General features: G+C 69.6%; 12 protein-coding genes. 7 read left to right on the forward strand and 5 right to left on the reverse strand.

All coding sequences use genetic code 11. From position 1 onward, the window contains the following. Nucleotides 1–3 precede the first annotated feature (3 nt). Genes ABT352_RS38340 through ABT352_RS38350 form a run of 3 tightly spaced genes read left to right on the forward strand, consistent with a single transcriptional unit; the run spans nt 4 to nt 10,709 of the window. Nucleotides 4–5,613 carry a type I polyketide synthase gene (locus ABT352_RS38340; RefSeq protein ID WP_350949960.1) on the forward strand — a complete coding sequence of 1,870 codons (5,610 nt, stop codon included), beginning with the start codon at nt 4–6 and terminating at the stop codon, nt 5,611–5,613. A 38-nt stretch (nt 5,614–5,651) separates the two neighbouring features. Further along, nucleotides 5,652–9,695, forward strand: coding sequence for a type I polyketide synthase (locus ABT352_RS38345; RefSeq protein ID WP_350949961.1), 4,044 nt, complete (start codon nt 5,652–5,654; stop codon nt 9,693–9,695). A 3-nt stretch (nt 9,696–9,698) separates the two neighbouring features. Then, on the forward strand, nt 9,699–10,709 hold the full coding sequence (locus ABT352_RS38350) for an enoyl-CoA hydratase/isomerase family protein (RefSeq protein WP_350949962.1): 1,011 nt from the start codon (nt 9,699–9,701) through the stop codon (nt 10,707–10,709). 126 nt (nt 10,710–10,835) lie between these two features. On the opposite strand, the gene ABT352_RS38355 is transcribed toward ABT352_RS38350, so the two are convergent. Further along, nucleotides 10,836–12,605, reverse strand: a complete 1,770-nt coding sequence (locus tag ABT352_RS38355) for an ABC transporter ATP-binding protein (RefSeq protein WP_350949963.1) — start codon at nt 12,603–12,605, stop codon at nt 10,836–10,838. A 326-nt stretch (nt 12,606–12,931) separates the two neighbouring features. Between ABT352_RS38355 and ABT352_RS38360 the strand changes: the two genes are divergently transcribed. Then, entirely contained in the window at nt 12,932–13,684 is a 753-nt protein-coding gene (locus ABT352_RS38360) for a thioesterase II family protein (RefSeq protein WP_350949965.1), read from the forward strand. 59 nt (nt 13,685–13,743) lie between these two features. On the opposite strand, the gene ABT352_RS38365 is transcribed toward ABT352_RS38360, so the two are convergent. Together ABT352_RS38365 and ABT352_RS38370 are read right to left on the reverse strand one after the other, a co-directional pair. Then, the gene (locus ABT352_RS38365) at nt 13,744–14,682 is read right to left on the reverse strand and encodes an NAD-dependent epimerase/dehydratase family protein (protein ID WP_350949966.1); all 939 of its coding nucleotides are present in this window, start codon (nt 14,680–14,682) and stop codon (nt 13,744–13,746) included. Between the two features lie 53 nt (nt 14,683–14,735). Next, on the reverse strand, nt 14,736–15,965 hold the full coding sequence (locus tag ABT352_RS38370; RefSeq protein ID WP_350949967.1) for a methyltransferase domain-containing protein: 1,230 nt from the start codon (nt 15,963–15,965) through the stop codon (nt 14,736–14,738). Nucleotides 15,966–16,240: 275 nt separating this feature from the next. On the opposite strand from ABT352_RS38370, the gene rfbB reads away from it, so the two are divergent. After that, nucleotides 16,241–17,206 (forward strand): dTDP-glucose 4,6-dehydratase, encoded by a 966-nt coding sequence (rfbB, locus tag ABT352_RS38375; protein WP_389779851.1) that lies wholly within the window; start codon nt 16,241–16,243, stop codon nt 17,204–17,206. A 221-nt stretch (nt 17,207–17,427) separates the two neighbouring features. Here rfbB and ABT352_RS38380 read toward each other — a convergent pair whose 3' ends face one another. Continuing rightward, nucleotides 17,428–18,663 carry a glycosyltransferase gene (locus ABT352_RS38380; RefSeq protein WP_350949969.1) on the reverse strand — a complete coding sequence of 412 codons (1,236 nt, stop codon included), beginning with the start codon at nt 18,661–18,663 and terminating at the stop codon, nt 17,428–17,430. A 636-nt stretch (nt 18,664–19,299) separates the two neighbouring features. Here ABT352_RS38380 and asnB point away from each other — a divergent pair. Together asnB and ABT352_RS38390 are read left to right on the forward strand one after the other, a co-directional pair. Next, the gene (gene asnB / locus ABT352_RS38385) at nt 19,300–21,144 is read left to right on the forward strand and encodes an asparagine synthase (glutamine-hydrolyzing) (RefSeq protein ID WP_350949970.1); all 1,845 of its coding nucleotides are present in this window, start codon (nt 19,300–19,302) and stop codon (nt 21,142–21,144) included. Nucleotides 21,145–21,195: 51 nt separating this feature from the next. Further along, a complete protein-coding gene (locus tag ABT352_RS38390; RefSeq protein WP_350949971.1) occupies nt 21,196–22,734 on the forward strand; it encodes an ArnT family glycosyltransferase in 1,539 nt (512 codons plus the stop codon). A gap of 161 nt (nt 22,735–22,895) precedes the next feature. On the opposite strand, the gene ABT352_RS38395 is transcribed toward ABT352_RS38390, so the two are convergent. Further along, on the reverse strand, nt 22,896–23,921 hold the full coding sequence (locus ABT352_RS38395) for a DegT/DnrJ/EryC1/StrS family aminotransferase (RefSeq protein WP_350949972.1): 1,026 nt from the start codon (nt 23,919–23,921) through the stop codon (nt 22,896–22,898). Between the last annotated feature and the right edge of the window lie 303 nt (nt 23,922–24,224).

Genomic DNA, 24,224 nt, shown 5'->3' on the forward strand with positions numbered 1-24,224 from the left:
CTCATGTCCGAAGACCGGAAGCTCGTCGAGTACTTGAAATGGGTCACCGCCGATTTGCACGAGACCCGTCGGCGGCTCGAAGAGGTGGAGTCGGGCAGGCAGGAACCGATCGCGATCGTGTCGATGGCGTGCCGTTACCCGGGTGGGGTCGACTCTCCCGAGGATCTGTGGCGGTTGCTGGTCGAGGGCGAGGACGCGATCGCGCCGGTCCCGACCGATCGGGGCTGGGACCTGGAGTCGATGTCGGCGGTGGGTATCGGATCCGAGGGTGGGTTCCTGGGGGATGTGGCGGGGTTCGACGCGGGGTTCTTCGGGATCTCGCCGCGTGAGGCGCTCGCGATGGATCCGCAGCAGCGGTTGCTGCTGGAGACGACGTGGGAGGCGGTCGAGCGGGCCGGGATCGACCCGGCCTCGCTGAAGGGCAGTTCCACCGGGGTGTTCGTGGGCACCAACGGTCAGGACTACATGAGCCTGATCATGAGTTCTCCGGCGGACGCGCAGGGCAACGGCGTCACCGGTGTGGCGGCCAGCGTGCTGTCGGGCCGCCTGTCGTACACGCTGGGCCTGGAGGGGCCCGCGGTGTCGGTGGACACGGCGTGTTCGTCGTCGCTGGTGACATTGCACCTCGCGGCGCAGGCGCTGCGGCAGGGGGAGTGCTCGCTCGCGCTGGCCGGCGGTATCACGGTGATGACGTCGCCGATGGTGCTGGTCGGCTTCGGCATGCAGGGCAGCGGGGTGGCGCCCGATGGCCGGTGCAAGGCGTTCTCCGACAGCGCGGACGGCACCAGCTGGTCCGAGGGTGTGGGCATGCTGGTGCTGGAGCGGTTGTCGGACGCGCGCCGCAACGGCCACCAGGTGCTCGCGGTGATGCGTGGCTCCGCGGTGAACCAGGACGGCGCGTCCAACGGCCTGACCGCGCCGAACGGCCCCTCGCAGCGACGGGTGATCCGCCAGGCGCTGATCAGCGCCGGTCTGTCGGCGTCCGAGGTGGACGCGGTGGAGGCGCACGGCACCGGCACGGTCCTGGGTGACCCGATCGAGGCGCAGGCGCTGCTCGCGACGTACGGCCAGGACCGGGACGAGGACAGGCCGCTGCTGATAGGTGCGATCAAGTCGAACCTCGGTCACGCGCAGGCGGCGTCGGGTGTGGTCGGCGTGATCAAGATGGTGCTCGCGATGCGGCACGGTGTGCTTCCCAAGACGCTCCATGTCGATACTCCCTCCTCGCACGTGGACTGGTCGGCGGGCGCGGTGAAGCTGCTGACCGAGGCGGCCGAGTGGCCTCAGACGGGTCGTCCGCGTCGGGCGGGTGTGTCGTCGTTCGGGATCAGCGGCACCAACGCGCACGTGATCCTCGAACAGGGGCCGGAGGTACCGGAGTCCGGAGAGGTTTCGCAGGGCGAGGCGCCCGCGGGCGTGGTGCCGGTGCCGGTGTCGGCGAAGACGGGTCAGGCGTTGCGGGTGCAGGCCGGGCAACTGCTGTCCCTCCTGGAGGGTGAGCCCGGTCTCGGGTTGGCCGATGTGGCGTTCTCGCTGGCGACGACGCGGTCGGCGTTCGAGCATCGGGCGGTGGTGCTGGCCGATGGTCGTGAGGGTGTGCTGGCCGGGCTGGGGGCGTTGGCCGAGGGTCTGCCGGGTGCGGGTGTGGTGCGCGGGGTGGCCGCGGGTGAGCCGCAGCTGGCGGTGCTGTTCACCGGTCAGGGGTCGCAGCGGGCCGGGATGGGCCGGGAGTTGTATGGGCGGTTCCCGGTGTTCGCCGAGGCGCTGGACGCGGTGATCGCCGAGCTGGATCCGCTGCTTGAGGGGTCGTTGCGTGAGGTGCTGTTCGCCGAGCCGGGGTCGGCGCAGGCGGAGGCGCTGGACCAGACAGGGTGGGCGCAGCCGGCGTTGTTCGCGGTGGAGACGGCGCTGTTCCGGCTGGTGTCCTCGTGGGGAATCCGGCCGGACGTGCTGGCGGGCCACTCGGTCGGGGAGATCACCGCGGCGCACGTGGCCGGGGTGCTGTCCTTGAAGGACGCGTGCGCGCTGGTGGCGGGCCGGGCGCGGTTGATGCAGGCGCTTCCCGCCGGTGGGGCGATGGTGGCGGTGCAGGCCTCCGAGGAGCAGGTCGCCGAGCTGCTCGCCGGACGCGAGAAGGAGGTCTCGGTCGCGGCGGTGAACGGCCCGGCCTCGGTGGTGATCTCCGGGGCTGAGCAGCCGGTCCTCGACATCGCCGCAGCCCTGGAGGAACGAGGGGCACGGACGAAGCGGTTGCGGGTGTCGCACGCGTTCCATTCGCCGCTGATGGACCCGATGCTGGAGGACTTCCGCGCTCTGGCGAGCGGGCTCACCTACGGGGCGCCGAGGACCCCGATCGTGTCCACGCTGACCGGACAGGCGGCCACGGCCGAGCAGTTGTGCTCACCGGAGTACTGGGTGGAGCAGGTGCGTGGTGCGGTGCGCTTCGCCGACGCTGTTCGTGCCCTGCGTGCGCAGGGCGTGCGGGCGTATCTGGAGCTCGGTCCCGACGGGGCGCTGACCGCGATGGCCCAGGACGTCATCGCGACCGAACCGGAGACGCAGGCGCATGAGTTGCCCACGGTGCTGGTGCCGGTGCTGCGCAAGGGCCGCGATGAGCATGTGGCGGTGATGGGTGCGCTGGCCGAGCTGCATGTGCACGGGGTGCCGGTGGAGTGGCGTTCGGTGCTGCCGGGTGGTCGCCGGGTCGATCTGCCGACCTATCCCTTCGAGCACCAGCGGTTCTGGCCCGACAACCTCGGTTCCGACATCGGGAACGTGGCGGCGGCGGGTCTGGCCGCGACGGATCACCCGTTGCTGGGCGCGGCGATGCCGCTGGCCAACTCCGACGGGGTGGTGTTGACGGGTCGGTTGTCGGTGAGCACGCATCCGTGGCTGGCCGACCACGTGGTGGCGGGCTCGGTGGTGGTACCGGCGTCGGCGTTCGTGGAGCTGGCCGTGCGTGCCGGTGACCAGGTCGGCTGCGACCTGCTGGAGGAGCTGACCCTGGACGCGCCATTGGTGCTGGGCGAGCGGGACGCGGTCACGGTGCAGGTGTGGGTGGAGGCCAAGGAGGAGTCGGGTCGCCGGAGTGTGAGCGTGTACGCCCGTTCGGCGGGGGCGGCCGAGGAGGTGGCGTGGGCGCGGTACGCCACCGGCACGCTCGCGACCGGAGTGGCGGAGGTCGTGCCGTTCGAGGCGGCGGAGTGGCCGCCCGCGGGGGCGTCCGCGATCGAGCTGGAGGGACTGTACGAGGAACTGGCCGAGGACGGCTTCGCCTACGGTCCGGCGTTCCAGGGGTTGCGCGAGCTTTGGCGCGGTGCCGACGGTGAGGTGTTCGCCGAGGTCGCCCTGCCCGAGCAGGTGGCCCCGAGCGCGGGTTCGTTCGGGATGCACCCGGCGCTGCTGGACGCGGCGCTGCACGCGGTGGCCTTCGCCGATCTGGACGGTTCCGAGGGCGGCGCGCTGCCGTCTTCGTGGGAGCAGGTGTGCCTGCACGCGGCTGGGGCGTCGGTGTTGCGGGTGCGGTTGGTCAGGACGGGGCCGGACGCGGTGTCGTTGAGCGCGGTGGATGCCGCCGGTGGGCCGGTGGTGTCGGCGCGCAACGTGGTGTTGCGGCCGGTCGCGCTTGAGCAACTGAAGGTCTCCGATGGTGCCGGGGCGGGCTGGGAGTCGTTGTTCGGGGTGGAGTGGACGCCGGTGGCCGCTGTGCCGCAGGCGGAGCAGGCGTCGATGCCGGTGGCGGTGCTCGGCGTGGACGCGCTGGGCGTGGCGGCGGCGTTGCGCGGTGCCGGGGACGCGGTGCCGGTGCATGCGGATCTGTCCGCGCTGGCCGAGGCGGGGCCGGTCCCGGCCGTGGTGATGGTGGAGGCGCTCTCGGATCCGGCGGTCGGGACGGTGGAGTCGGCGCATGCGCTGACGACTCACGTGCTGCACCTGTTGCAGCAGTGGCTGGCCGATGACCGGTTCGCCGATTCGCGCCTGGTGTTCCTCACCCGGGGCGCGGTCGCGACCGACGGTGAGGTGGTGACCGATCTTCCGGCTGCTGGGACGTGGGGTCTGGTCCGCAGCGCGCAGTCCGAGGAACCGGGCCGGTTCGCGCTGGTCGACGTCGATGACCGGGAATCCTCGCTGTCCGGACTGCCGGCGGTGCTGGCCGAGGCGTTTTCCTCGGGTGAATCGCAGGCGGTGGTGCGCGACGGCGAGGTGTGGGCACCGCGCCTGGCGCGGGTGGTGCCCGGCTCTGACACGGAGGGAACGGCGAGCCGGGTCTGGGACCCGGAGGGGACGGTGTTGATCACCGGCGGTACCGGTGGTCTGGGTGCGTTGTTCGCGTGGCATGCGGTGGCCGAGCGTGGGGTGCGGCGTCTGCTGCTGACCAGCCGCCGGGGCCTTGACGCTCCGGGTGCGGCGGAGTTGCGGGCCGGGCTGATCGCGCACGGCGTCGAGGTCACGGTCGCCGCCTGCGACATGGCCGATCGCGACCAGGTGGCGGCGCTGCTGGCCGGGATCGATGCCGCGCATCCGCTGACCGCGGTGATCCACACCGCGGGTGTGCTGGCCGACGGCACGATTCCGTCGCTGACGGCGGAGGGCCTGAGCGCGGTGCTGCGGCCGAAGGTCGACGCGGCCTGGCACCTGCACGAACTCACGCGGAACACGGACCTCGCGGCGTTCGTCATGTTCTCCTCCTTCGCCGGTGTCATGGGAGCGCCTGGTCAGGGCAACTACGCGGCGGGCAACGTGTTCCTGGACGCGCTGGCTCAGGTGCGCCGGGCCGAAGGACTGGCGGGGGTGTCGCTGGCGTGGGGGGCGTGGGCTCAGGACGCGGGAATGACCGGCACGTTGAGCGCGGTCGAGATGCGGCGGATCAACCGGCCGGGGATGCCTGCGTTGTCGGCCGAGCAGGGCCTCACGGCGTTCGAGGCCGCCACCGCGTCGGGCCGGGCGACGGTGGCGCCGGTGCGGCTGGAGCTGTCGGTGCTGCGGGCGGTGGGCGAGGTGCCGCATCTGATGCGGGGCCTGGTCCGCGCTGGGCGTCGCTCGGCGGTCTCGGCTGTGGCGGGCGGGGAAGCGGAGCTGGTGAAGCGGCTCGCCGGCCTGGAGCACACCGAGCAGGTCCGGCTCATGATGGACCTGGTCCGGACGCAGGCGGCGGTGGTGCTGGGACACGAGTCGCTGGACGCCATCCAGCCCGGACGAGAGTTCCGTGAGCTGGGCTTCGACTCCCTCACCACCATGGAACTGCGCAACCGGCTCAACGTGGCCACCGGACTGCGGCTGACCGCGACCCTCATCTTCGACTACCCGACCCCGGCCAGCCTCGCCGAATACCTCCTGGAGGAGATCGCGCCCGGAGCGAACGCCGCGGTGGAGCTGTCGTTGCTGGCCGACCTCGACCGGTTCGAGACCTCTCTTTCCGGTCTTCCCGGCAACGCGCTCGACGATCGCACCCGGAACGGCATCTCGACCCGGTTGCGGCACCTGCTGGCGAGGGTGAGCGAGAGCGGCACGGAGAACGGCGAAGTCGCCGTCGCCGACATGCTCGAATCGGCGAGTACCGAGGAAATCCTCAGCTTCATCGACAACGAACTGGGGCGCTCGAAAGATCTGTGATTCGAGCCCTTGTCTGAACACTGTGAAGGGCCACTCTCATGTCCGAAGACCGGAAGCTCGTCGAGTACCTGAAGTGGGTCACCGCCGATTTGCACGAGACCCGCCGGCGGCTCGAAGAGGTGGAGTCGGGCAGGCACGAGCCGATAGCGGTCGTGTCGATGGCGTGCCGCTTTCCAGGTGGGGTCGCCTCTCCTGAGGATCTGTGGCGGCTGCTGTCCGAGGGACAGGACGCGATCTCCACACACCCGGTCGATCGGGGCTGGGATGTGGAGACGATATCGATGCTGGGCGCGGAGTGTCAGGGCGGGTTCCTGTCGGATGTGACGGAGTTCGATCCTGGATTCTTCAGGATCACGCCGCGTGAGGCGCTCGCGATGGATCCGCAGCAGCGGTTGCTGCTGGAGACGACGTGGGAGGCGGTCGAGCGGGCCGGGATCGACCCGGTCTCGCTCAAGGGCAGCTCCACCGGCGTCTTCGTGGGCACCAACGGCCAGGACTACGGGAACCTGTGCCTGGAAGCCGGGGAAGAGGTGCGGAACTACGTCCTCACCGGTACGGCGGCCAGTGTGCTGTCGGGCCGCCTGTCCTACGTCCTGGGCCTGGAGGGCCCGACGATGACGATCGACACCGCGTGCTCGTCGTCCCTGGTCGCCATACACCTGGCGGCGCAGGCGTTGCGCTCGGGCGAGTGCGGCCTGGCGCTGGCGGGCGGTGTCAAGGTGATAGCCACCCCGCTCGGGTTCCTTGGCTTCGGCGTGGACGGCGGAATGGCGCCCGACGGGCGGTGCAAGGCGTTCTCCGACAGCGCGGACGGCACCGGCTGGTCCGAGGGTGTCGGTGTGCTGGTGCTGGAGCGGTTGTCGGACGCCCGCCGCAACGGTCATCAGGTGCTCGCGGTGGTGCGCGGGTCGGCGATCAACCAGGACGGCGCCTCCAACGGTCTGACCGCGCCGAACGGCCCTTCGCAGCAGCGGGTGATCCGCCAGGCACTGGCGGGTGCCGGGCTGACCGCCGCAGAGGTGGACGCGGTGGAGGCGCACGGGACCGGTACCAGGCTGGGCGACCCGATCGAGGCGCAGGCGCTGCTCGCCACCTACGGCCAGAACCGTGAAGCCGGTCGGCCGTTGCTGCTGGGATCGATCAAGTCGAACATCGGTCACACGCAGGGCGCGGCGGGCGTGGCCGGTGTGATCAAGATGGTGCTCGCGATGCGGCACGGAGTGCTGCCCAGGACGCTGCACGTGGACGCGCCGTCCTCGCACGTGGACTGGTCGACGGGCGCGGTGAGGCTGCTGACCGAGCAGGTCGAGTGGCCGAAGACGGGTCGTCCGCGCCGGGCGGGCGTGTCGTCGTTCGGGATCAGCGGCACCAACGTTCACCTGATCATCGAGCAGGAGCCGGAGGTGCCGCAGACGGAGCCGGGGGTGCGGGACCGGACGCCGACGGGTGTGGTGCCCTGGGTGGTGTCGGCCAGAAGTGCCGAGGCGCTGCGTGAGCAGGCGCGACGACTGGCGGCGCAGGTGAGTGCACACCGCGAGCTGGACCAGGTGGACATGGGGTTCTCGCTGGTGGCGACGCGGTCGGCGTTCGAGCATCGGGCGGTGGTGGTGGCCGCCGATCGTGAGGGTGCGCTGGCCGGACTGGGCGCGGTGGCCGAGGATCTGCCGGGCGCCGGTGTGGTGCGCGGGGTGGCGGGGGTGGAGCCGAGGCTGGCGGCGTTGTTCACCGGTCAGGGGAGTCAGCGGGCGGGGATGGGCCGGGAGCTGTACGACCGTTTCCCGGTGTTCGCGACCGCGTTGGACGAGGTGTTCGCCGAGCTGGAGCCGCTGCTGGCGAGGTTCGACCGGGAGCAGGCTGGGCGGGCGGGGCACCACCGGGATCGTTCGTTGCGTGAGGTGCTGTTCGCCGAGCCGGGGTCGGCCGAGGCGGAGTCGCTGGATCGGACGGGATGGGCGCAGCCCGCGTTGTTCGCGGTGGAGACGGCGCTGTTCCGGCTGGTGGAGTCCTGGGGGCTGCGGCCGGGTGTGCTGGCGGGGCATTCGATCGGGGAGATCGCGGCGGCGCATGCGGCCGGGGTGTTGTCGCTGGCCGACGCGTGTGCGCTGGTGGCGGGCCGGGCGCGGTTGATGCAGGCGCTTCCCGCCGGCGGGGCGATGGTGTCGGTGCGGACCTCCGAGGAGCAGGTCGCCGCTCTGCTGGCCGGGCGGGAGAAGGAGATGTCGATCGCGGCGGTGAACGGTCCCGCCTCGGTGGTGATCTCCGGCGTGGAGGAGCCGGTTCTCGGGATCGCCGCGATGCTGGAGGAGCGGGGGGTGCGCACGAAGCGGTTGCGGGTGTCGCACGCGTTCCATTCACCGTTGCTGGATCCGATGCTGGAGGACTTCCGTGCCCTGGCCCGCACGCTGACCTACGGCGCGCCGCGCATCCCGGTCGTCTCGAACGTGACCGGCGAGGTGGCCACGGCCGAGCAGCTCTGCTCGCCCGACTACTGGGTCGACCAGGTCCGCGGCGCGGTCCGTTTCGCCGACGGTGTGCGAACCCTGCACCACCAGGGTGTGCGGGCGTATCTGGAACTGGGCCCCGACGGGGTGCTGGCCTCGATGGCCGGTGAGACCCTCGCCGCGCTCGCCGGCTCGTCCGCCGACCGGCATCGGCCGGACGCGGTGCTGGTGCCGGTGCTGCGTAAGGACCGGGACGAGCATACGGCGGCCACGGTCGCGCTGGCCGAGCTGTACGTGCGCGGGGTTCCCGTCGACTGGCGGCGGGTGCTGCCACCTGGCGGGCGCCGGATCGACCTGCCCACCTATGCCTTCCAGCGACGGCGTTACTGGCTCGGCGGAACCGGTTCGCCGACCGGGAACCCGGCGGAGACCGGGCTGGCCGCGGTGATGGGGCCGGTCGATTCCGAGTCGACACCCGAGGCGGACACCGCTCGGGAGCGGTTGCGGGGGCTTGGGGAAGCGCGGCAGCACGAGGTGCTGCGGGAACTGGTGGAGCGCCACGCGGCAGCCGTTCTCGGCCACGGCGACTCCTCGGCCGTCGATCTCGAACGTGATTTCTTCGAGCTGGGTTTCGACTCGTTCAGCGCGACCGAACTGCGTAACTCCCTGGTCAGGGCGATCGGCTGGGAATTCCCTTTGATGGCGGTGTTCGAGAACAAGAACTCCGCCGGTCTCGCCCACTGGCTGCGGCATGAGCTCTTCAACCGGCCGAACGACGGCGCGGCGGCCGCCACCTCGACGGCGGGCCAGCTGAACGACACCTTGGCGGAGTTGTTCCGTGGTGCTTTCCGTTCCGGGAAGACACAGGAGGCGTTCGGACTGCTGTATGCCGTGGCGAGGGCCCGGCCCATGTACGACGCACCTGTCGACCCGAAGGAGACACCCCGGCCGGTGACGCTGGCCGGTGGTTCGGCGCCGCCTCGCTTGATCTGCGTGAGTTCGTCCACGGTGACCGGTGGCGTTCACCAGTACGCGCGGTTCGCCGCGCACTTCCGAGGGGAAAGGCACGTCTCGGCGCTTCCCCTGCTCGGCTACGCCCTCGGTGAGGGTCTTCCCGCCACGATCGACGTCGCCCTCGGGAGTATCGCGGAAGGCGTCGCGCAGGCCAGTGAGGGGGAACCGTTCGTGCTCGTCGGTCATTCGGCCGGCGGCATCCTCGCCTACGGCGCGGCCGGTGTGCTGGAGAAGTCGGGGATCTCCCCGGAGGCGGTGGTGATGATGGACTCCTTCCACCCCCGCGCGGGCGGCGATTCGCAGACGCTGTCCGAGCAGGTGCTGCAGTACATCATGCGGATGGAGACGGTTTTCGGTGAGTTCAACACCGCGCGACTGTCCGCGATGGGGCACTGGTCCGCCATGACGCACGGTATCGAACTGGCCGAGGTGGGGGCGCCCGTGCTGTTCGTGCAGTGCACGGAGCCGTTCTCCGAGGTCGAACCCGAATCGGATTACTGGCGGGCGACGCCGTTCGACCCGTCGCACACCGTACGGACGATCGAGGCGAACCACTTTTCGATGCTCGCCGAGAAGGCGGAGGACACGGCCCGCCTGGTCGACGACTGGCTCCGACGGGCAGGTTGAGAGATGTCCGGTGCAGAACAGACGGATCGGGGGCCGGTGGAAGGCGCGGTAGGTCTCGAACTGTCCACGTTGCGGCTTGAGCAGTCGGGCCGGGTGCTGACGGCGCGGGTGGACGCTCCGCCGTTCAACTACATGACCTTGGCGATGCAACGGGACTTCATCCGGCTCGTCGAGGCGGTGGAGCAGGACGCCTCGGTCGGCGCGGTCGTCGTCACCGGCGCGCGCCCCGGCCGGTTCATCACCCACTTCGACATCGCCGACCTCTCTTCGCAGGCGGACGGCACGCCGGAGATCTCCCGCGCGGTCGCTCAGAACCTGTACCGGACTGTGCGGACCATGACAGGCCGGGCGGGCGAACGTCTGATCGCCCGTTCCTCGCTCAAAGGGCTGCTCGCGGTGACCCGGTTCCATGACATGGCGCTGCGGCTGATGCACTCCCCGGCGGTGTGGATCGCCGCGGTGAACGGGCCGTGCGGCGGCGGTGGCCTGGAGATGTCGGTCTTCTTCGACATGCGGGTGTCCGCCGACCGTGATGCCGGTTTCAGCCTGCCCGAACTGTCGCTGGGGCTGAACACCTCCCTGGGCGGGCAGCGGCTCGTCCAGCTCGTCGGGCCGTCCCGGGCCCTGGAGATGATGCTCGAAGCGCGTTCCTACACGCCGCAGGAGGCTCTGCAGCTGGGCCTGGTGAACCGGGTGGTGCCGGCCGAGGACCTGCTGGACACGGTGCGGCGGATGGCGGAACGCTATGCCAGGCGACCGCGGAAGGCCGTGGCCCTGCAGAAGCGGATCTTCAATGACGCCCCTTCGCTCTCGGCCAGGGCCAGCCTCAACCAGGAGGCCGTCGCCGCGCTGATGAGCATGTCGTCACCGGTCACCCAGGCCGCCATGCGGCGGTGGGTGCGGATGCAGGAGGGCACCGACGGCGACTCGGTGTTCCTGACCCGGCCGGAACCCTGGACCGAGGGCACCGCGCTCGACATGAACGTTCCCGCGCACGGACCGACACCGTCATGACCGGTGCTCTCCCCGTCGCGACGGGGAGAGCACCGGCCGGCGGATCTCGCGGCCGAAGGTTCGAGCGCCCCACCGGAGCGGCCTCGCGGCTGTCGCCCACGAATGCCGCACCGGCTTCCTGAAGCGTCAGGACGTGACGAGGAACTGGGTCGCGGCGAGCTCGCGGTAGAGGTCGTCGGCGTCGACCAACTCGTCATGGGTGCCGTAGGCGCGGACCCGGCCCGCCTCCATGAGGATGATCCGGTTGGCGCCGGTGACGGTGGAGAGCCGGTGGGCGATGACCAGGACCGTGGTCTCCCGCGCCACCTCGGCCACCACCTCGCGCAGGCGCAGCTCGTTCACGGCGTCGAGCTGCGAGGTGGCCTCGTCGAGCAGCAGCAGACGGGGTTTGCGAAGCAGTGCCCTCGCGATGGCCACCCGCTGGCGTTCCCCGCCGGAGAGCAGGACGCCGCGGTGGCCGACAGGTGTGTCGAGGCCTTCGGGCAGGCGGGCGATCAGATCGTCCAGGCGGGTGCGGGCCACGGCGTGGGCGATCTCCTCCTCGGTGGCGCCGGGCGCGCCGAAGACGAGGTTCTCCCGGAACGTACCGGCGAGGACGGGGGCGTCCTGCTCCACGTAGCCGAGCGAGGCGCGCAGCTCGCTCAGCGGCCATTCGCGGATGTCCCGGCCGTCGATGAGGATTCGCCCGGCCTGTGGTTCGTAGAACCGTTCGATGAGCCCGAAGACCGTGGACTTGCCGGCTCCCGAAGGGCCGACCAGGGCGGTCATGCCGCCCGCGGGCACCTCGAAGTCCACCCGGTCGTGGACGATCGACCGGTTCTCGCCGTACCGGAAGACCACGCCGCTGAAGACGAGGCCGACGGGGTCGGTGCTCTCCGGCTCCCGCGTCCCAGGGGTGGGCGGCTCGGACGGAAGCTCGGAGATCTCCTGGATACGGGTTATCGCGGCCAGGCCGTTCTGCATCTGGGTGAGGTTGTCGATCAGCGTCCCGATCGGGGAGACCAGGTAGAACATGTAGAGAAGGAACGCGACCAGCGACGAGATCTCCAACGCCCCGCCGGCGACGCGCGCGCCGCCCACTCCGAGCACGGCGAGGAACGCCAGCTGGGTGGCCATCCAGGTGCCGACGCTCGTGACCGAGGTCCACGCGGCGGCGGCCACGCCGCGGTCACGTGCCTCGGAGGCCGCGACGCCCACCACCGCGATCTCGCGTGCCTCGGCCCCGCTGGCCTTGACCGTGCGGAACGCCTGGAGCGCGCGGTCGAGTATGGAGCTCATCTCGCCGAGGGCGACCTGGGCCTGGAGCGACGCCCGGCCGATGCGCGGCACGATCGACGCCGCTATCAGGCCGATCAGGGCGACCACCGCGAGCGTGACCAGGAGGAGCAGGCCGTCGATGACGGCCATCAGCACCACCGCGCCCAGGAACATGAAGATCGCGTTCACCGAGCTGGCCAGCGCGTCCGTGCAGACGGCGCGCAGCAGCGTGGTGTCGGAGTTGACCCGGGAGAGCAGGTCTCCCGGCTTGAGCCGGTCCACGTCGGCCACCCTGAGCCGCAGGATGCGGTCGACGAGGCTCATGCGCGAGGTCAGCACGATTCCCTCGCCCATCCGCTCCAGCAGGAAGCGACCCGCCCCCAGCAGCAGGGCCGCCAGCAGGACCGCCACCGACAGCCAGAGGATCGGGCCGGCGAGGTCGCCACCGTTTCCGAAGGCGTCGATCACGCTCTTGGCGAGGATCGGCATCGCCAGCCCGGCGGAGCTCCCCACCAGGGTGAACACGCCACCCAGCAGCAGCACGCGTTTGTGCGGCCGGACCAGGTCGAACAGCGGCCGCCACGAGTTCCACCTGCCCAGGCCGCCGAGGCGCACCCGCCCGCGCGGAACCTTCTCCATCCGAGGCGCTGGTATGCCGCCTGCCTGCTGACCCCGAGGGTCTCCGCTGTCTGCGTCCATGACATCCTCTGTACGGCGCGTACCCGGCGCACCTGGACGGTGGCCGGCCGATCGACCTGGCGGCGCGACTCGGTGGCGGCGCGCAGTGACGGCCAGTGGTGACAGTAAACGGCGAAAGACCAGGAAATCACCGGAGTTCGTGGCCTGAGGACAGGTCGGCGGCCTCGGGGCGGAACCCACCGGCCCGGCTTCTAGTGTTTTTGTGAGTCGCGATGGGTTTCACTGGTCCCGAGTGCTATTCGGCGAGATGAAGGGGTCAACGGATCGTGAGTATCGCGGACGACGTCAGCACCGCATGGGTCCGTCGCTACCATCCGGCGGCGGGGGCGGGTAAGCGCCTGGTGTTCTTCCCGCACGCGGGCGGATCGGCCAGCTTCTTCCGTCCGGCCTCGGCCAGGTTCTCGCCGGGCGCCGATGTGGTGGCCATCCAGTACCCCGGTCGGCAGGATCGGTTGCGGGAGCCGTGCATCACCGAGATCGGCACCCTGGCGGATCGGATCGTCGACGAGCTGATCACGCTGTCGGAGAAGCCGACGGTCTTCTTCGGCCACAGCATGGGGTCGGTGATCGGCTTCGAGGTGGCCTGCCGGCTGGAGCGCAAGGGCGTCAACGCGCCCCACACGCTGATCGCCTCGGGACGCCGTGGGCCGTCCACCCAGCGGGACGAGTCGGTGCACCGGCGCGACGACGACGGCATCATCGCCGAGCTCAAGCTGCTGAACGGCACGGACGCCGGGCTGCTCGGCGACGAGGAGATCCTGCGGATGGCGTTGCCCGCGCTGCGCGGCGACTACCGCGCGATCGAGACCTACACCGGAGATCCCGAGCAGCGGATGAGTGGTTCGATCACCGTGCTGACCGGGGACGCCGACCCGAGGACGACGATCGAGGAGGCGGAGTCCTGGAGCCGGCACACCTCGGGGCGTTTCCGTATCAAGGTGTTCTCCGGCGGTCACTTCTTCCTCACCCGGCACCAGCAGGCGGTGAACGAGGAGATCGCCAGGGAACTCGGGGCGTAGCCGCGTCGGCCCGTCGCGGACGGCGGGCCGACGGCGGGCTTCGCCCGCGCGGCCGATCGTCAGGTGTTCCAGGCGTTCCATGCCTCGGTGATCATCTCGGTGAGGTCCGACCGTTCGGGAAGCCAGCCGAGCTCTTTCACGGCGCGGCCGTTGTCGGCCGTGAGGATCTGCGGTTCCGGCTTGGGCGGCGCCTTCCTGACCGGTACCGGGAGCCCGGTCACGGCTTCCGCCGTCGCCACGACCTGCGCCATGCTGGACGCGGTGCCGCTCCCGATGTTGTAGACGCGGTGCTCGCCCACCCGCACGGCGGCGAGGGAGAGCCGTATCGCCGCCGCCACGTCGAGGATGTGGACGAAGTCGCGGACCGCGGACCCGTCGCCGTTGAGGGTGACGTACGGCGACTCGCCGGTGAGCGCGCGGAAGATGTTCGGGATGATGCGCGCGGTGTCGGTGTCGGCGCGCCCGCCGGCCGCTCCGGCGATGTTGAAGCACCGCAGCGTGACCGCGCCGATCGCCCCGGTGGCGGCGTACGCGGCGACGAGTTGCTCCGCACCGACCTTCGACGCCGCGTAGGGACTCTCCGGATGGGGCTCCACGTCCTCGCCCAGGGCGCCGACGTGCCGCGAACCGTAGACCTTGTCGGTCGACGCGAACACGAATCGAACCGGCGGCACCGATTCGCGGATGTCGTCGAGCGCCATGAGGAGGTTGAGGGTACCGGCCACGTTCACGTCGTAGTACGTCAGCGGGTCGGCGAACGAGTCCCGCCCCCGCGACACCGCGGCGAGGTGGCACACCGCGTCGAAGCGTCCGGCGGCGACGATCTCCCGGATGCGGCCGCGGTCGCGGACATCGCCTTCCACCAGGCCGACGTCGGCGGGCCGCTCCGCGTCCGGGTGGCCCCGGGTCAGGACGGTGACCCGGTGACCGGCGGCGAGAAGCCCGGGGGTGAGCGCACGGCCGAGATAACCCAGACCTCCGGTGACCAGGACGTGCACGTCAACTCCTCCAGACGATCGTCACGCGATGTGCCGGGCCGACAGGATCGGCCTCACCGGATGGACAGCTCGGGGAACGGCACGACGAACGAGCCGCCGGCCGCGGAGAACGCCGTCGACCGTGCGCGGATACTGGCCTCGAAGTTCCAGGCGAACAGTACGCAGTAGTCGGTCGAGTCCGCGACGAGCCGCTCGGAGCCCACGATGGGGATACCGTCGCCCGGCGTGAACTTGCCCACCTTGCGCGGGTTGTCGTCGACGATCCAGTCGATCTCGCCGCCCACTCCCGCCTGGGAGAGGAGGGTGACGGCTCGTGCCGACGCGCCGTACCCGCTGATCCGCCGGCCGGTTTTCGACAGGCCGCCCAGCACGTCGTTGAGGGTCGTGCAGACCCGGTCGACGCGGTTGGCGAAGCCGTCGAGGAAACCGCCGTCGGGCACCCCCGCGTCCACCTCGGCCCACAGGATCCGGTCGAACTCGGCGCTCGGGGAGCGGCCGTCGTCGTCGCGGCCTATCCAGCAGCGCAGCGAGCCTCCCTGGGTCGAGATGAGCTCGGCGTCGAACACCGCGAGGCCGTTCGCCTCGGCCGCCCGGGCCAGCACGTGCAGGGAGAAGTAGGAAAGGTGCTCGTGGTAGACGAACTCGAAGATACCGTGCTGGACCATCGGCAGGACGTGCGCGACCTCGATGACGGCGCTGCCCCCCGGCTTGAGGAGCATGCGGATCGCGCGGAGGACTCCGTTCACGTCGTTGACGTGGGCGAGCACGTTACTGCCCAGCACCGCGTCGACGGGTCCGATGTCGCCCAGGATCCTCTCGACCGTCTTCACACCGAAATGTGTGGTCAGCGTGGGAACCCCGTGCTCCCGCGCGTAGGTTCCCACCTCTACCGCCGGGTCGACGCCGAGCACCCGCATGCCGCGCTCACCGAAGAAGCTCAGCTGCGTGCCGTCGTTCGAGCCGATCTCCAGCACCTTCGCCCCGGCGGCGAGCCCCAGCCGATCCGTGACCAGGGTGGCCAGCGCACGGCAGTGGTCGACGAGGGCGGGAGCGGCACCCGTGGCGTACCGGTAGTCGGCGAACAGCACCGACCGGGGAATGACGTCCACCAGCTGGACTAGGCCGCATCCGGCGCAGCGCACGAGGTCCAGCGGGTATCGGTCCTGGGCTCTGGCCAGCTCCGCGGTGGGCGCGATGTCGTTGGCGGGCGGAGTCGGGGTGAGCGAGACCACCTCCTCCAGGCGGTCGGCCCCGCACACCAGGCACCGGCTGGTGGTGTCCATCAGCGTTCTCTCCCTCCAGCTGTCGGGTCGCCCGGCCGCCGTGGCCACCGCGCTCGATCTGCCGGAAGGCGTTTCGACAGCTCACGACCAGTCCTCGATCGGCCGGCGGTCGGAGCCTACGTCCGACAACACTAGGGGAATTACCTGATCGGCTGAGGCACAATCGCCTGAACGAAACCCCTTGATCTGGGGGAATCACATGATCGCCGACACCGTGTTTCCGTCCGAGTTGTCCGCCAGAGGCGAGGCAGGTAACGCGGATGAAGGAGTATCAGATGCGAATCCTGGTCACTGGCGGAGCTGGGTTCATCGGATCCCATTTCGTTCGGTCAATGCTGGAAGGCCGATATCCCGGCCACGAGGACACCCGAATCACCGTTCTGGACAAGCTGACCTACGCCGGCAGGAGGGAGAACCTGCCCGAGGAACATCCAAGGCTGACCTTCGTACGCGGTGACATCTGCGATCGGGAACTGCTCGCCGACCTCGTGCCGGGGCACGACGCGGTCGTGCATTTCGCCGCCGAGTCGCACGTCGACAGGGCGGTGGACGACGCGGAGCCGTTCGTCTGGGCCAACGTGATGGGCACCCACCGGCTTCTCGAACAGTGCGGGATGAACGGGATCCAGCGGGTCGTGCACGTGTCCACCGACGAGGTGTACGGGTCGATCGAGCAGGGGTCGTGGACGGAACGGTTCCGGCTTGAGCCCAACAACCCGTACTCGGCGTCGAAGGCGGCCAGTGACTGCCTCGCCCGATCGCACTGGCGCACCTACGGCCTGGACCTCTCGATCACCCGATGCTCCAACAACTACGGACCCCGGCAGTACCCGGAGAAGATCATCCCTCGCTTCGTCACCCGCCTGCTCCAGGGGCGTGACCTCACCCTGCACGGCGACGGCAGCGCCGTCCGCGAGTGGCTGCACGTCGACGACCACTGCCGGGGCATCTCCATGGTCCTCGACAAGGGCCGCGCCGGTGAGATCTACAACATCGGCGGCGGGATAGAGCTCACCAACCGTGAGCTGACCGGTCTTCTGCTCGAACTGGCCGGTGCCGACTGGGACCGGGTTCGTTACGTGCCGGACCGGCGCGTCCAGGACTACCGGTACTCGCTGGACCACGGGAAGATCACCGAGGAGATCGGCTACGAACCCGTGATCGATTTCAAGGAGGGCCTCGCGGACGCCGTCACCTGGTATCAGGAGAACCGATCCTGGTGGGAGTCCCTTGACGCGTAGGGATCGCGACCGGAAGTCCCGGTGCCGCTTCGCGGGTTGGTGTGAGGGGCAACCCGCGCGGTGACGCGATCTCCGACGGCCCGCCGTACGGACCCTCTCGACGACTTCGATCGCCGCACCCCGACAGCACCTTGAGGGCACCCCGGCGGTACGGCCGCGCCCGGGTCATGCGCCTCGCCGCGCGGGTTTCGGGTGCGATGCGACTGCCGCCGCGGCCGTGCTCACCTGGCCGCGAACGCCTTCTCGATCGCGCGGACCGCCATACCGGTTCCGTCCTCCGCGCGGATCGCGGTGCCCAGCATCCGGGCACGGGCCGCCATGTCGCCGTTGTCGAGCAGGCTGTCGAGCGCGCCCCGCAACCAGCCGGCCTTGAGGGCGTGCTGGGAACGAGGAGACGGCCCGACACCGAGTTGCGCGATCCTTCTTCCCCAGTGGAGCTGATCGCCCTGGAGCCACACGACCGCCTGCGGGATACCGGCGCGGAACGCCGCCGCGGTCGTGCCCGCGCCCCCGTGATGGATGACGCACGCGGCGCGGGCGTAGAGCCACCCGTGCGGGACGAAGCCCGCCAGGAAGACGTGGGGCGGGAGCTCCTGGTCTCCGAGCCCCGCCCAGCCGGACAGCAGGACGACGCGCCGGCCCAGGCCGCTGACCGCGTCGAGCAGCTGCTCGGTGACCGCGTTGGCGTCGAACCCGTTGTTCGAGCCGAAGCCGATCACGACCGGCGGCTCGTCGGCCACGAACGCCGCGAGGTCGTCCGGGGGCACGTAGTCCGGCTCGTCGAGAAACCAGTATCCCGTGTTGAGGTAGGCAGGACCGAAGAGCGGATCGTGCTCAAGGGTGTGCGGGCTGATGGCGATGAGGTTGAGCAGGCGCGAATGGCTCGCGTCGAAGAGGATGTCGCGCCAGGGGGGAAGGCCGGCCGCGGCGACGACCTGGTTGAGGAGCTTGTCGGTCGCGAGCCTGACTCCCGCGCCGGTGACCGCCCAGGCAAGGGCGTTGCCGACGGGGCCGAGGTCGACATTGGTCGGGCCGTGCCCGCGTGCTCGGCGCAGCGGCCAGGTGTGGTGCACGCTCACGTGGGGCGTGCCGACCGCGCGTGCCGCGGCGACCGCGCCGATGGCCAGCGGTGAGTGGATGACGACATCGGCCTCACCGGCCAGCGCCATCAGCTGAGGTAGCGCGGCACGCTGCTCCTGCGCCAGGAATTCGATCACCACGGTCAGTTGCCGCAGCTTGTTCCTCTCGCTGATGATGCGGAGGTAGTTCGCCTGGAATTCCGTCTCGTTCCAGGTCGGCCTGCCGACGAAGGGAACGCCGACGGCGCCGGCGCGTGCGGTGTAGCTGTCGGAGGCCGAGAACACGACGTCGTGACCCTCGGCGATCAGGCGTTTTCCGAGGGCGAGAAAAGGCTGGACGTCCCCCTCGGAGCCGACGGTCGCTATGAGAGCGCGCATCGCGTCACGGTCGGACGTTCAAGGGCCGGGCCGGTGGTGGTCGAAGTCGGGTTCACCCTTGGTTGCCTCCCTGGATCGGCTGCCGAGGTGACATGTGTGACGGATCCGAGCAGCGATCTTGAGTTTCCTGTCCGGCACATCCTGGTGTGACCGATTCCCGGAAATCATTAGATTCGCGGCGTCGATGCGGGTGATGGGCGGGCGCTCGCGGCCCGGCGCGCGGACGGCTGTTAACGGCCCGCCTGATTCTTTGAAAAACGGTGTCCGTTTTATGGGTGCCGCACTTTCGTGGACACAGAATTCCCTTGTTGTCCCAGGTCAGAGGCATGATCGCAGGTGGCGTCGAATTCTCGGATTAAGTAGGCGTTTTCCTAGCCGAGCGTTCATAGCATCAGGTCTCAGTAGGGTGCCGGGGCCGGTGTCTGCGTTACCGGGGCGGGGTGGACGATGACATCTCCCCGATGTCGTCCAAGCCTCCAGCCGACAGGCAAGTGCCGGGTACGGGCCGCCCCCGGTGAAAGGCCAGGTCCGCGGCAGACCTCTCGACCCTCATCGGTGGTCTGCCGGGATACGACCGGGCAGGCCGCTCATGAGAGCCGCGGTCGATTTCTTTGACGGACAAGGAGAGAACCCTTTATGTGCGGGATCACCGGCTGGGTGTCCTATGACGCGGATCTGACCGAACGGCAGGCCACGATCGACGCGATGACCGCCACCATGGCGCTGCGCGGGCCCGACGCCTCCGGAACATGGCTTCAACGACACGTCGCGCTCGGTCATCGAAGATTGGCGGTCATCGACCTGGACGGCGGCGTGCAGCCGATGGAGTTCGCCACGCCGAACGGTCCGGTGGTCCTGGTGTACAGCGGCGAGGCCTACAACTTCATCGAGCTGCGCAAGGAACTGCAGGCCAAAGGGCACCGGTTCCTCACCGCGAGCGACACCGAGGTCGTGTTGCACGGTTATCTCGAATGGGGGGAAGGCGTCGCCGACCACCTCAACGGGATGTTCGCGTTCGCCGTCTGGGATTCCCGTGACCAGAAGCTCGTCATGATCCGTGACCGCCTGGGAGTGAAGCCGCTCTACTACTACCCGACTCGCGACGGTGTGCTGTTCGGATCGGAACCGAAGGCGATTCTGGCCAACCCCCTCGCCCGCAAGGCCATCGACCTCGACGGGATCCGCACCGCGGTGACCGGAATCGGACAGGGCCAGGCGATCTGGAAGGGGATGCACGAGGTCGAGCCGGGCACGATCGTCACCGTCCAGGCGAGCGGAATCCGCGACAGGACGTACTGGAGACTCCAGACGGCGCCGCACACCGACGACCAGAAGAAGACGGTCGAACGAGTGCGGCAGCTGCTCGGCGACACCGTCGGCCGACAGTTGATCTCCGACGTGCCCCAGTGCGTCCTGCTCTCCGGTGGGCTGGATTCCAGCGCGATCACCGCTCTCGCGTCGCCCAGGCTGGCCGCGAGCGGTGAACGGGTACGTACGTTCTCGGTCGACTTCGTCGATCACGTCGACCGCTTCAAGGCGGACGTGTTCCGGAGCACCCCGGACGCGCCGTTCGTCAAGGACATGGTCGACCTGATCAAGCCGGTGCACCGGCAGGTGGTGCTGAGCGCGGATGATCTGGCCGATCCGACCATTCGCCGCTCCGTGATCACTGCACGGGACACGCCGAACGCGTTCGGTGAATCGGACATCTCGATGTACAGGCTGTTTCGAGAAATACGCAATGAATCGACGGTGGCCCTGTCCGGCGAGGCGGCGGACGAGAACTTCGGCGGCTACCGGTGGTTCCACGACGACATGCGCGCGCTTCCCATCTTTCCCTGGATGGCGACGGTGCTCAACTCGCAGCCCAGCGCCTCCGCCGTCATGCCTTTCACGGGGGAGGCACTGCAGGCGATGGGACTGGAAGGCTATCTCGGGGATCAGTACGCGACGGCGGTGGCGGCCGTCGATCACCTCGACAGCGCGTCGCGGGTCGAGCGCCAGATGCGCGTCATGTTCCACATGCACCTGACCCGGTTCCTGCGGATGCTGCTCGACCGTAAGGACCGGCTGTCCATGGCGGTCGGCCTTGAGGTGCGGGTTCCGTACTGTGACCACCGTCTCGTCGAGTACCTCTACAACACCCCCTGGAAGCTCAAGTCGTTCGACGGCAGGGAGAAGAGCCTGCTGAGGCACGCCGTGAAGGATCTGCTTCCGCCGTCGGTGGCCAATCGGGTGAAGAGTGGTTACCCGACGATGATGCATGACGTCCGCTATTCGAGCACCCTGCAGATTCAGGCCAAAGAGGTGCTGACCGACGCGCACAGCCCGCTGTTCACGCTGTTCAACCGAGAATGGCTGAAGTCCATTGTCGAAATGGACTCGGCGAAGATATCGCACGGAGACAAGCTGCTGCTCGACAAGATAATCGACATGCACTGCTGGCTTGACATCTACTCGCCCGAGTTCGCCATTTCCTGACCGTTTCCCGGTGGGACGTCGCGGTTCGAGGAACAACAGGACGGGTGAGGGATGGGCGAGCCGGTGACGAAGGCGCGGACGGCGACCGGTGCGTCGGAGGACACGATCGCACCTCTCGCCCGGGGGCCGGTGTCGGTCATCGCCGGAGCGGTCGCGGTGCTGCTGCTGGTGACGAGTGGCCGATACGGCTACTTCGCCGACGAACTGTACTTCGTGGCGGCCGGCGAGCGCCTGAGCTGGGGGTACGCCGACCAGCCGCCAATGCTCCCGTTGATCGCGCATGCGATGGACACGTTGTTTCCCGGATCCCTGGTCGCGCTGCGGCTTCCGGCGACGCTCGTCACGGCGCTGGGGGTCGTCGTCGCAGCCCAGATCGCGAGGGAGCTGGGCGGCCGGCGCCGGGCGCAGGTGATGACCGCGGCGGTGTCGGCGATCGGCATGGTCGTCAACGGCCACCTCCTCGCGACGAACGCCTTCGACGGCTTCCTGTGGGCGGTGGTCTCATGGCTGGTGATCCGCTGGGTCCGGCTGCGTGAGGAGGGGCGGTCCGACGACCGCCCGCTGCTGTGGGCGGGTCTCGCCACGGCCGTCGCCCTGCAGGTCAAGTTCCTCATCCCGGTGCTGTGGCTCGCGCTGGCGGTGGCCGCGCTCGCGGTGGGGCCACGGGACCTGCCGCGCAGGCCGCTGCTGTGGGCCGGTGCCGCGATCACCCTGCTCACCACGCTTCCCGGACTGGCGTGGCAGGCCGGCAACGGATGGCCGCAGTTCGAGATGGTCCGGACGGTGTCGGAGGAGGTGGGCCTGAACGGTGGCCGCGCGCTGTTCCTCCCGCTCGTGCTCGCCCAGCCCGGCCTGCTGGCCGGGGCCGTGCTCGCCTGGTACGGCCTGTGGCGGCTGCTGCGTTCCCCGCTGCTCAGGCCCTACCGGTTCTACGGCGTGACCGCCGTCACGGTGATCCTGGTCTTCTGGCTGGCCGGTGGCCGGTGGTACTACGTGATCGGGCTCTTCCCCGTGCTGTGGTCCGCGGCCGCGGTCGAACTGCAGCGGCGCCGGGCGGCGCGCTGGTGGCGTTGGGTGCCCACCTGGCCGGTCGTCGCGCTGTCGGTGCTGCCGTCCCTCTACTGGCTACCGGTGCTGCCGGCGGAGTGGGTGCGGCAGCCCAGGGCCGGTGAGAACCTCGGGGTCGAGCTCATCACGATCGGTCAGTTCGGCTGGCCGGAGTTCGCCGACACGGTCAGCCGGGCGTACCGGACACTGCCGCCGGACGAGCGGCGGGACGCCGTGGTGATCACCAGGGTCTACTGGCAGGCCGCCGCCCTCGAGTTCTACGGCGGTGAGCGTGGGCTGCCGAAGACGTACAGCGGCAGCCGTGGGTACTGGTACTTCGGCATGCCCCCCGAGGGGACCCGCACGGTGCTGTACGTCGGCGACGAGGGCGAGCGGCTGCGCACGTACTTCGGCGACGTGCGGCAGGTGGCCACCGTGGACACCGGACTCGGCCTGGAGGTCGGCACGCCCGTCTGGCGGTGCGACGATCCGCGGGCCCCGTGGCCGCAGCTGTGGCCGGAGTTCCGGCGAACGGCCATCTGAGGCGACGCGCCGGCGGTGACGCACGAGCCGGACGGGCGAGCGGTGACGTGTACGGACGGACGAGCGACGTGTACGCAGGGACGGACGGGCGGTGACGCACGGACGGACGACCGTCCGGAGCGACCGGCGGACAACGGCCCGGAGACGTACCGGCCGACGGGTCACATACGCGTGTGCCGACCCTCCAGATGGAACTCCCGCACCTTCTCGATCACGAAGTCCTGGTCGGACTCGGACAGCCCGGGGTCGGTGGGCAGGTAGAGCCCGTCGGCCGCGAAGCGGGCGGCGTTCAGCGCCGGCCAGTCGGGGTTGAAGTACATCGGCTGACGGCTCATGGGCTGGAAGAACGGCCGGGTCTCGATCCCCGCGTCGGTGAGGAACTCCCGCAGCTCCTCCCGGCGCTCCGCCCGGATGTCGTACATCCACAGGACGTCGCGGGGCGGCATGAGGGTGAGCCCTTCGATGCCGTCGAGCCCGCTGTCGTAGTGGTTCTCGATCCGCTTGCGGATGGCGAGGATCTCGTCGATCTGCTCCAGCTGGGCGAGGGCGACCGCGGCCTGCATGTTCGTCATGCGGAAGTTGTAGGCCAGCTTCTTGTGGATGAAGTCGTGTTCCTTGCTGAAGGCCATGCTGCGCAGGTGGGCCATCTGCTGGGCGAGATGCTCGCTGTTGGTGACGCAGACACCTCCCTCGCCGGCGCTGATGATCTTGTTGGCGAACAGTGAGAAGCACGCGATGTCACCCACGGGACGCACGCCGTGCGCCTCCGCCGAATCCTCCACCACCCTCAGGTTGTACTCGTGCGCCAGCTTCATGATCGCGTCCATGTCGCACCGCCGGCCGTAGACGTGCACCGGCATGATGACCTTGGTACGGGGGGTGATCCGGGACTCGATCAGCGAGACGTCGATGTTGAGGTCGTCGCCACAGTCCACGAACACCGGCACCGCGCCGGTGTAGGTGACCGCCCACGCGGTGGCCACCATGGTGAACTCGGGCACCAGGACCTCGTCGCCGGGGCCGATCCCGAGCGCCCGCAGCGCGAGGGTGAGGGCGGTCGTTCCCGAGGAGCACGCGACGCCGTACGAGACGCCGTTGTACTGGGCGAACTCCTCCTCGAAGCGCCTGACGAAGGGGCCCTGCGAGGATATCCAGCCGGAGCCGACGGCCTCGGTGAGGTACTCCATCTCCCGTCCTGCGAGGTACGGTTTCGAAACCTGATATCTGAACGCCATGGGGTTCCTCACTCATCAGCCGGCCGGGCTCGTTGGCACGGGACGATAGGAGGCGCTCAGAAAATCCCGCCTTCCCCGCCGCGACGCGGGACTCTCCGGGCACGTGCCGGGCCAACCAAAGAAGAACCCGGACGGCACTCGTGAAAACACTAGGATCCGCGCCGGTCCGTCCCGCACCGGCTTCTCGCGCCGCCTGACCTGCGGTGGTCGCACAACTAGTGAAACGCGCAGCCCGTGCTCGGCATAGTTCGTGCT

The organism is Streptosporangium sp. NPDC000563 (assembly GCF_040299985.1).
Classification (GTDB): Bacteria; Actinomycetota; Actinomycetes; order Streptosporangiales; family Streptosporangiaceae; genus Streptosporangium.

Coding starts and splice junctions, on each gene's coding strand:
- ABT352_RS38345 (WP_350949961.1), top strand. CDS start 5,652: ATGTCCGAAGACCGGAAGCTCGTCGAGTACCTGAAGTGGGTCACCGCC.
- ABT352_RS38350 (WP_350949962.1), top strand. CDS start 9,699: ATGTCCGGTGCAGAACAGACGGATCGGGGGCCGGTGGAAGGCGCGGTA.
- ABT352_RS38355 (WP_350949963.1), bottom strand. CDS start 12,605: ATGGAGAAGGTTCCGCGCGGGCGGGTGCGCCTCGGCGGCCTGGGCAGG.
- ABT352_RS38340 (WP_350949960.1), top strand. CDS start 4: ATGTCCGAAGACCGGAAGCTCGTCGAGTACTTGAAATGGGTCACCGCC.
- ABT352_RS38370 (WP_350949967.1), bottom strand. CDS start 15,965: ATGGACACCACCAGCCGGTGCCTGGTGTGCGGGGCCGACCGCCTGGAG.
- ABT352_RS38395 (WP_350949972.1), bottom strand. CDS start 23,921: ATGGAGTACCTCACCGAGGCCGTCGGCTCCGGCTGGATATCCTCGCAG.
- ABT352_RS38390 (WP_350949971.1), top strand. CDS start 21,196: ATGGGCGAGCCGGTGACGAAGGCGCGGACGGCGACCGGTGCGTCGGAG.
- asnB (WP_350949970.1), top strand. CDS start 19,300: ATGTGCGGGATCACCGGCTGGGTGTCCTATGACGCGGATCTGACCGAA.
- ABT352_RS38380 (WP_350949969.1), bottom strand. CDS start 18,663: ATGCGCGCTCTCATAGCGACCGTCGGCTCCGAGGGGGACGTCCAGCCT.
- rfbB (WP_389779851.1), top strand. CDS start 16,241: ATGCGAATCCTGGTCACTGGCGGAGCTGGGTTCATCGGATCCCATTTC.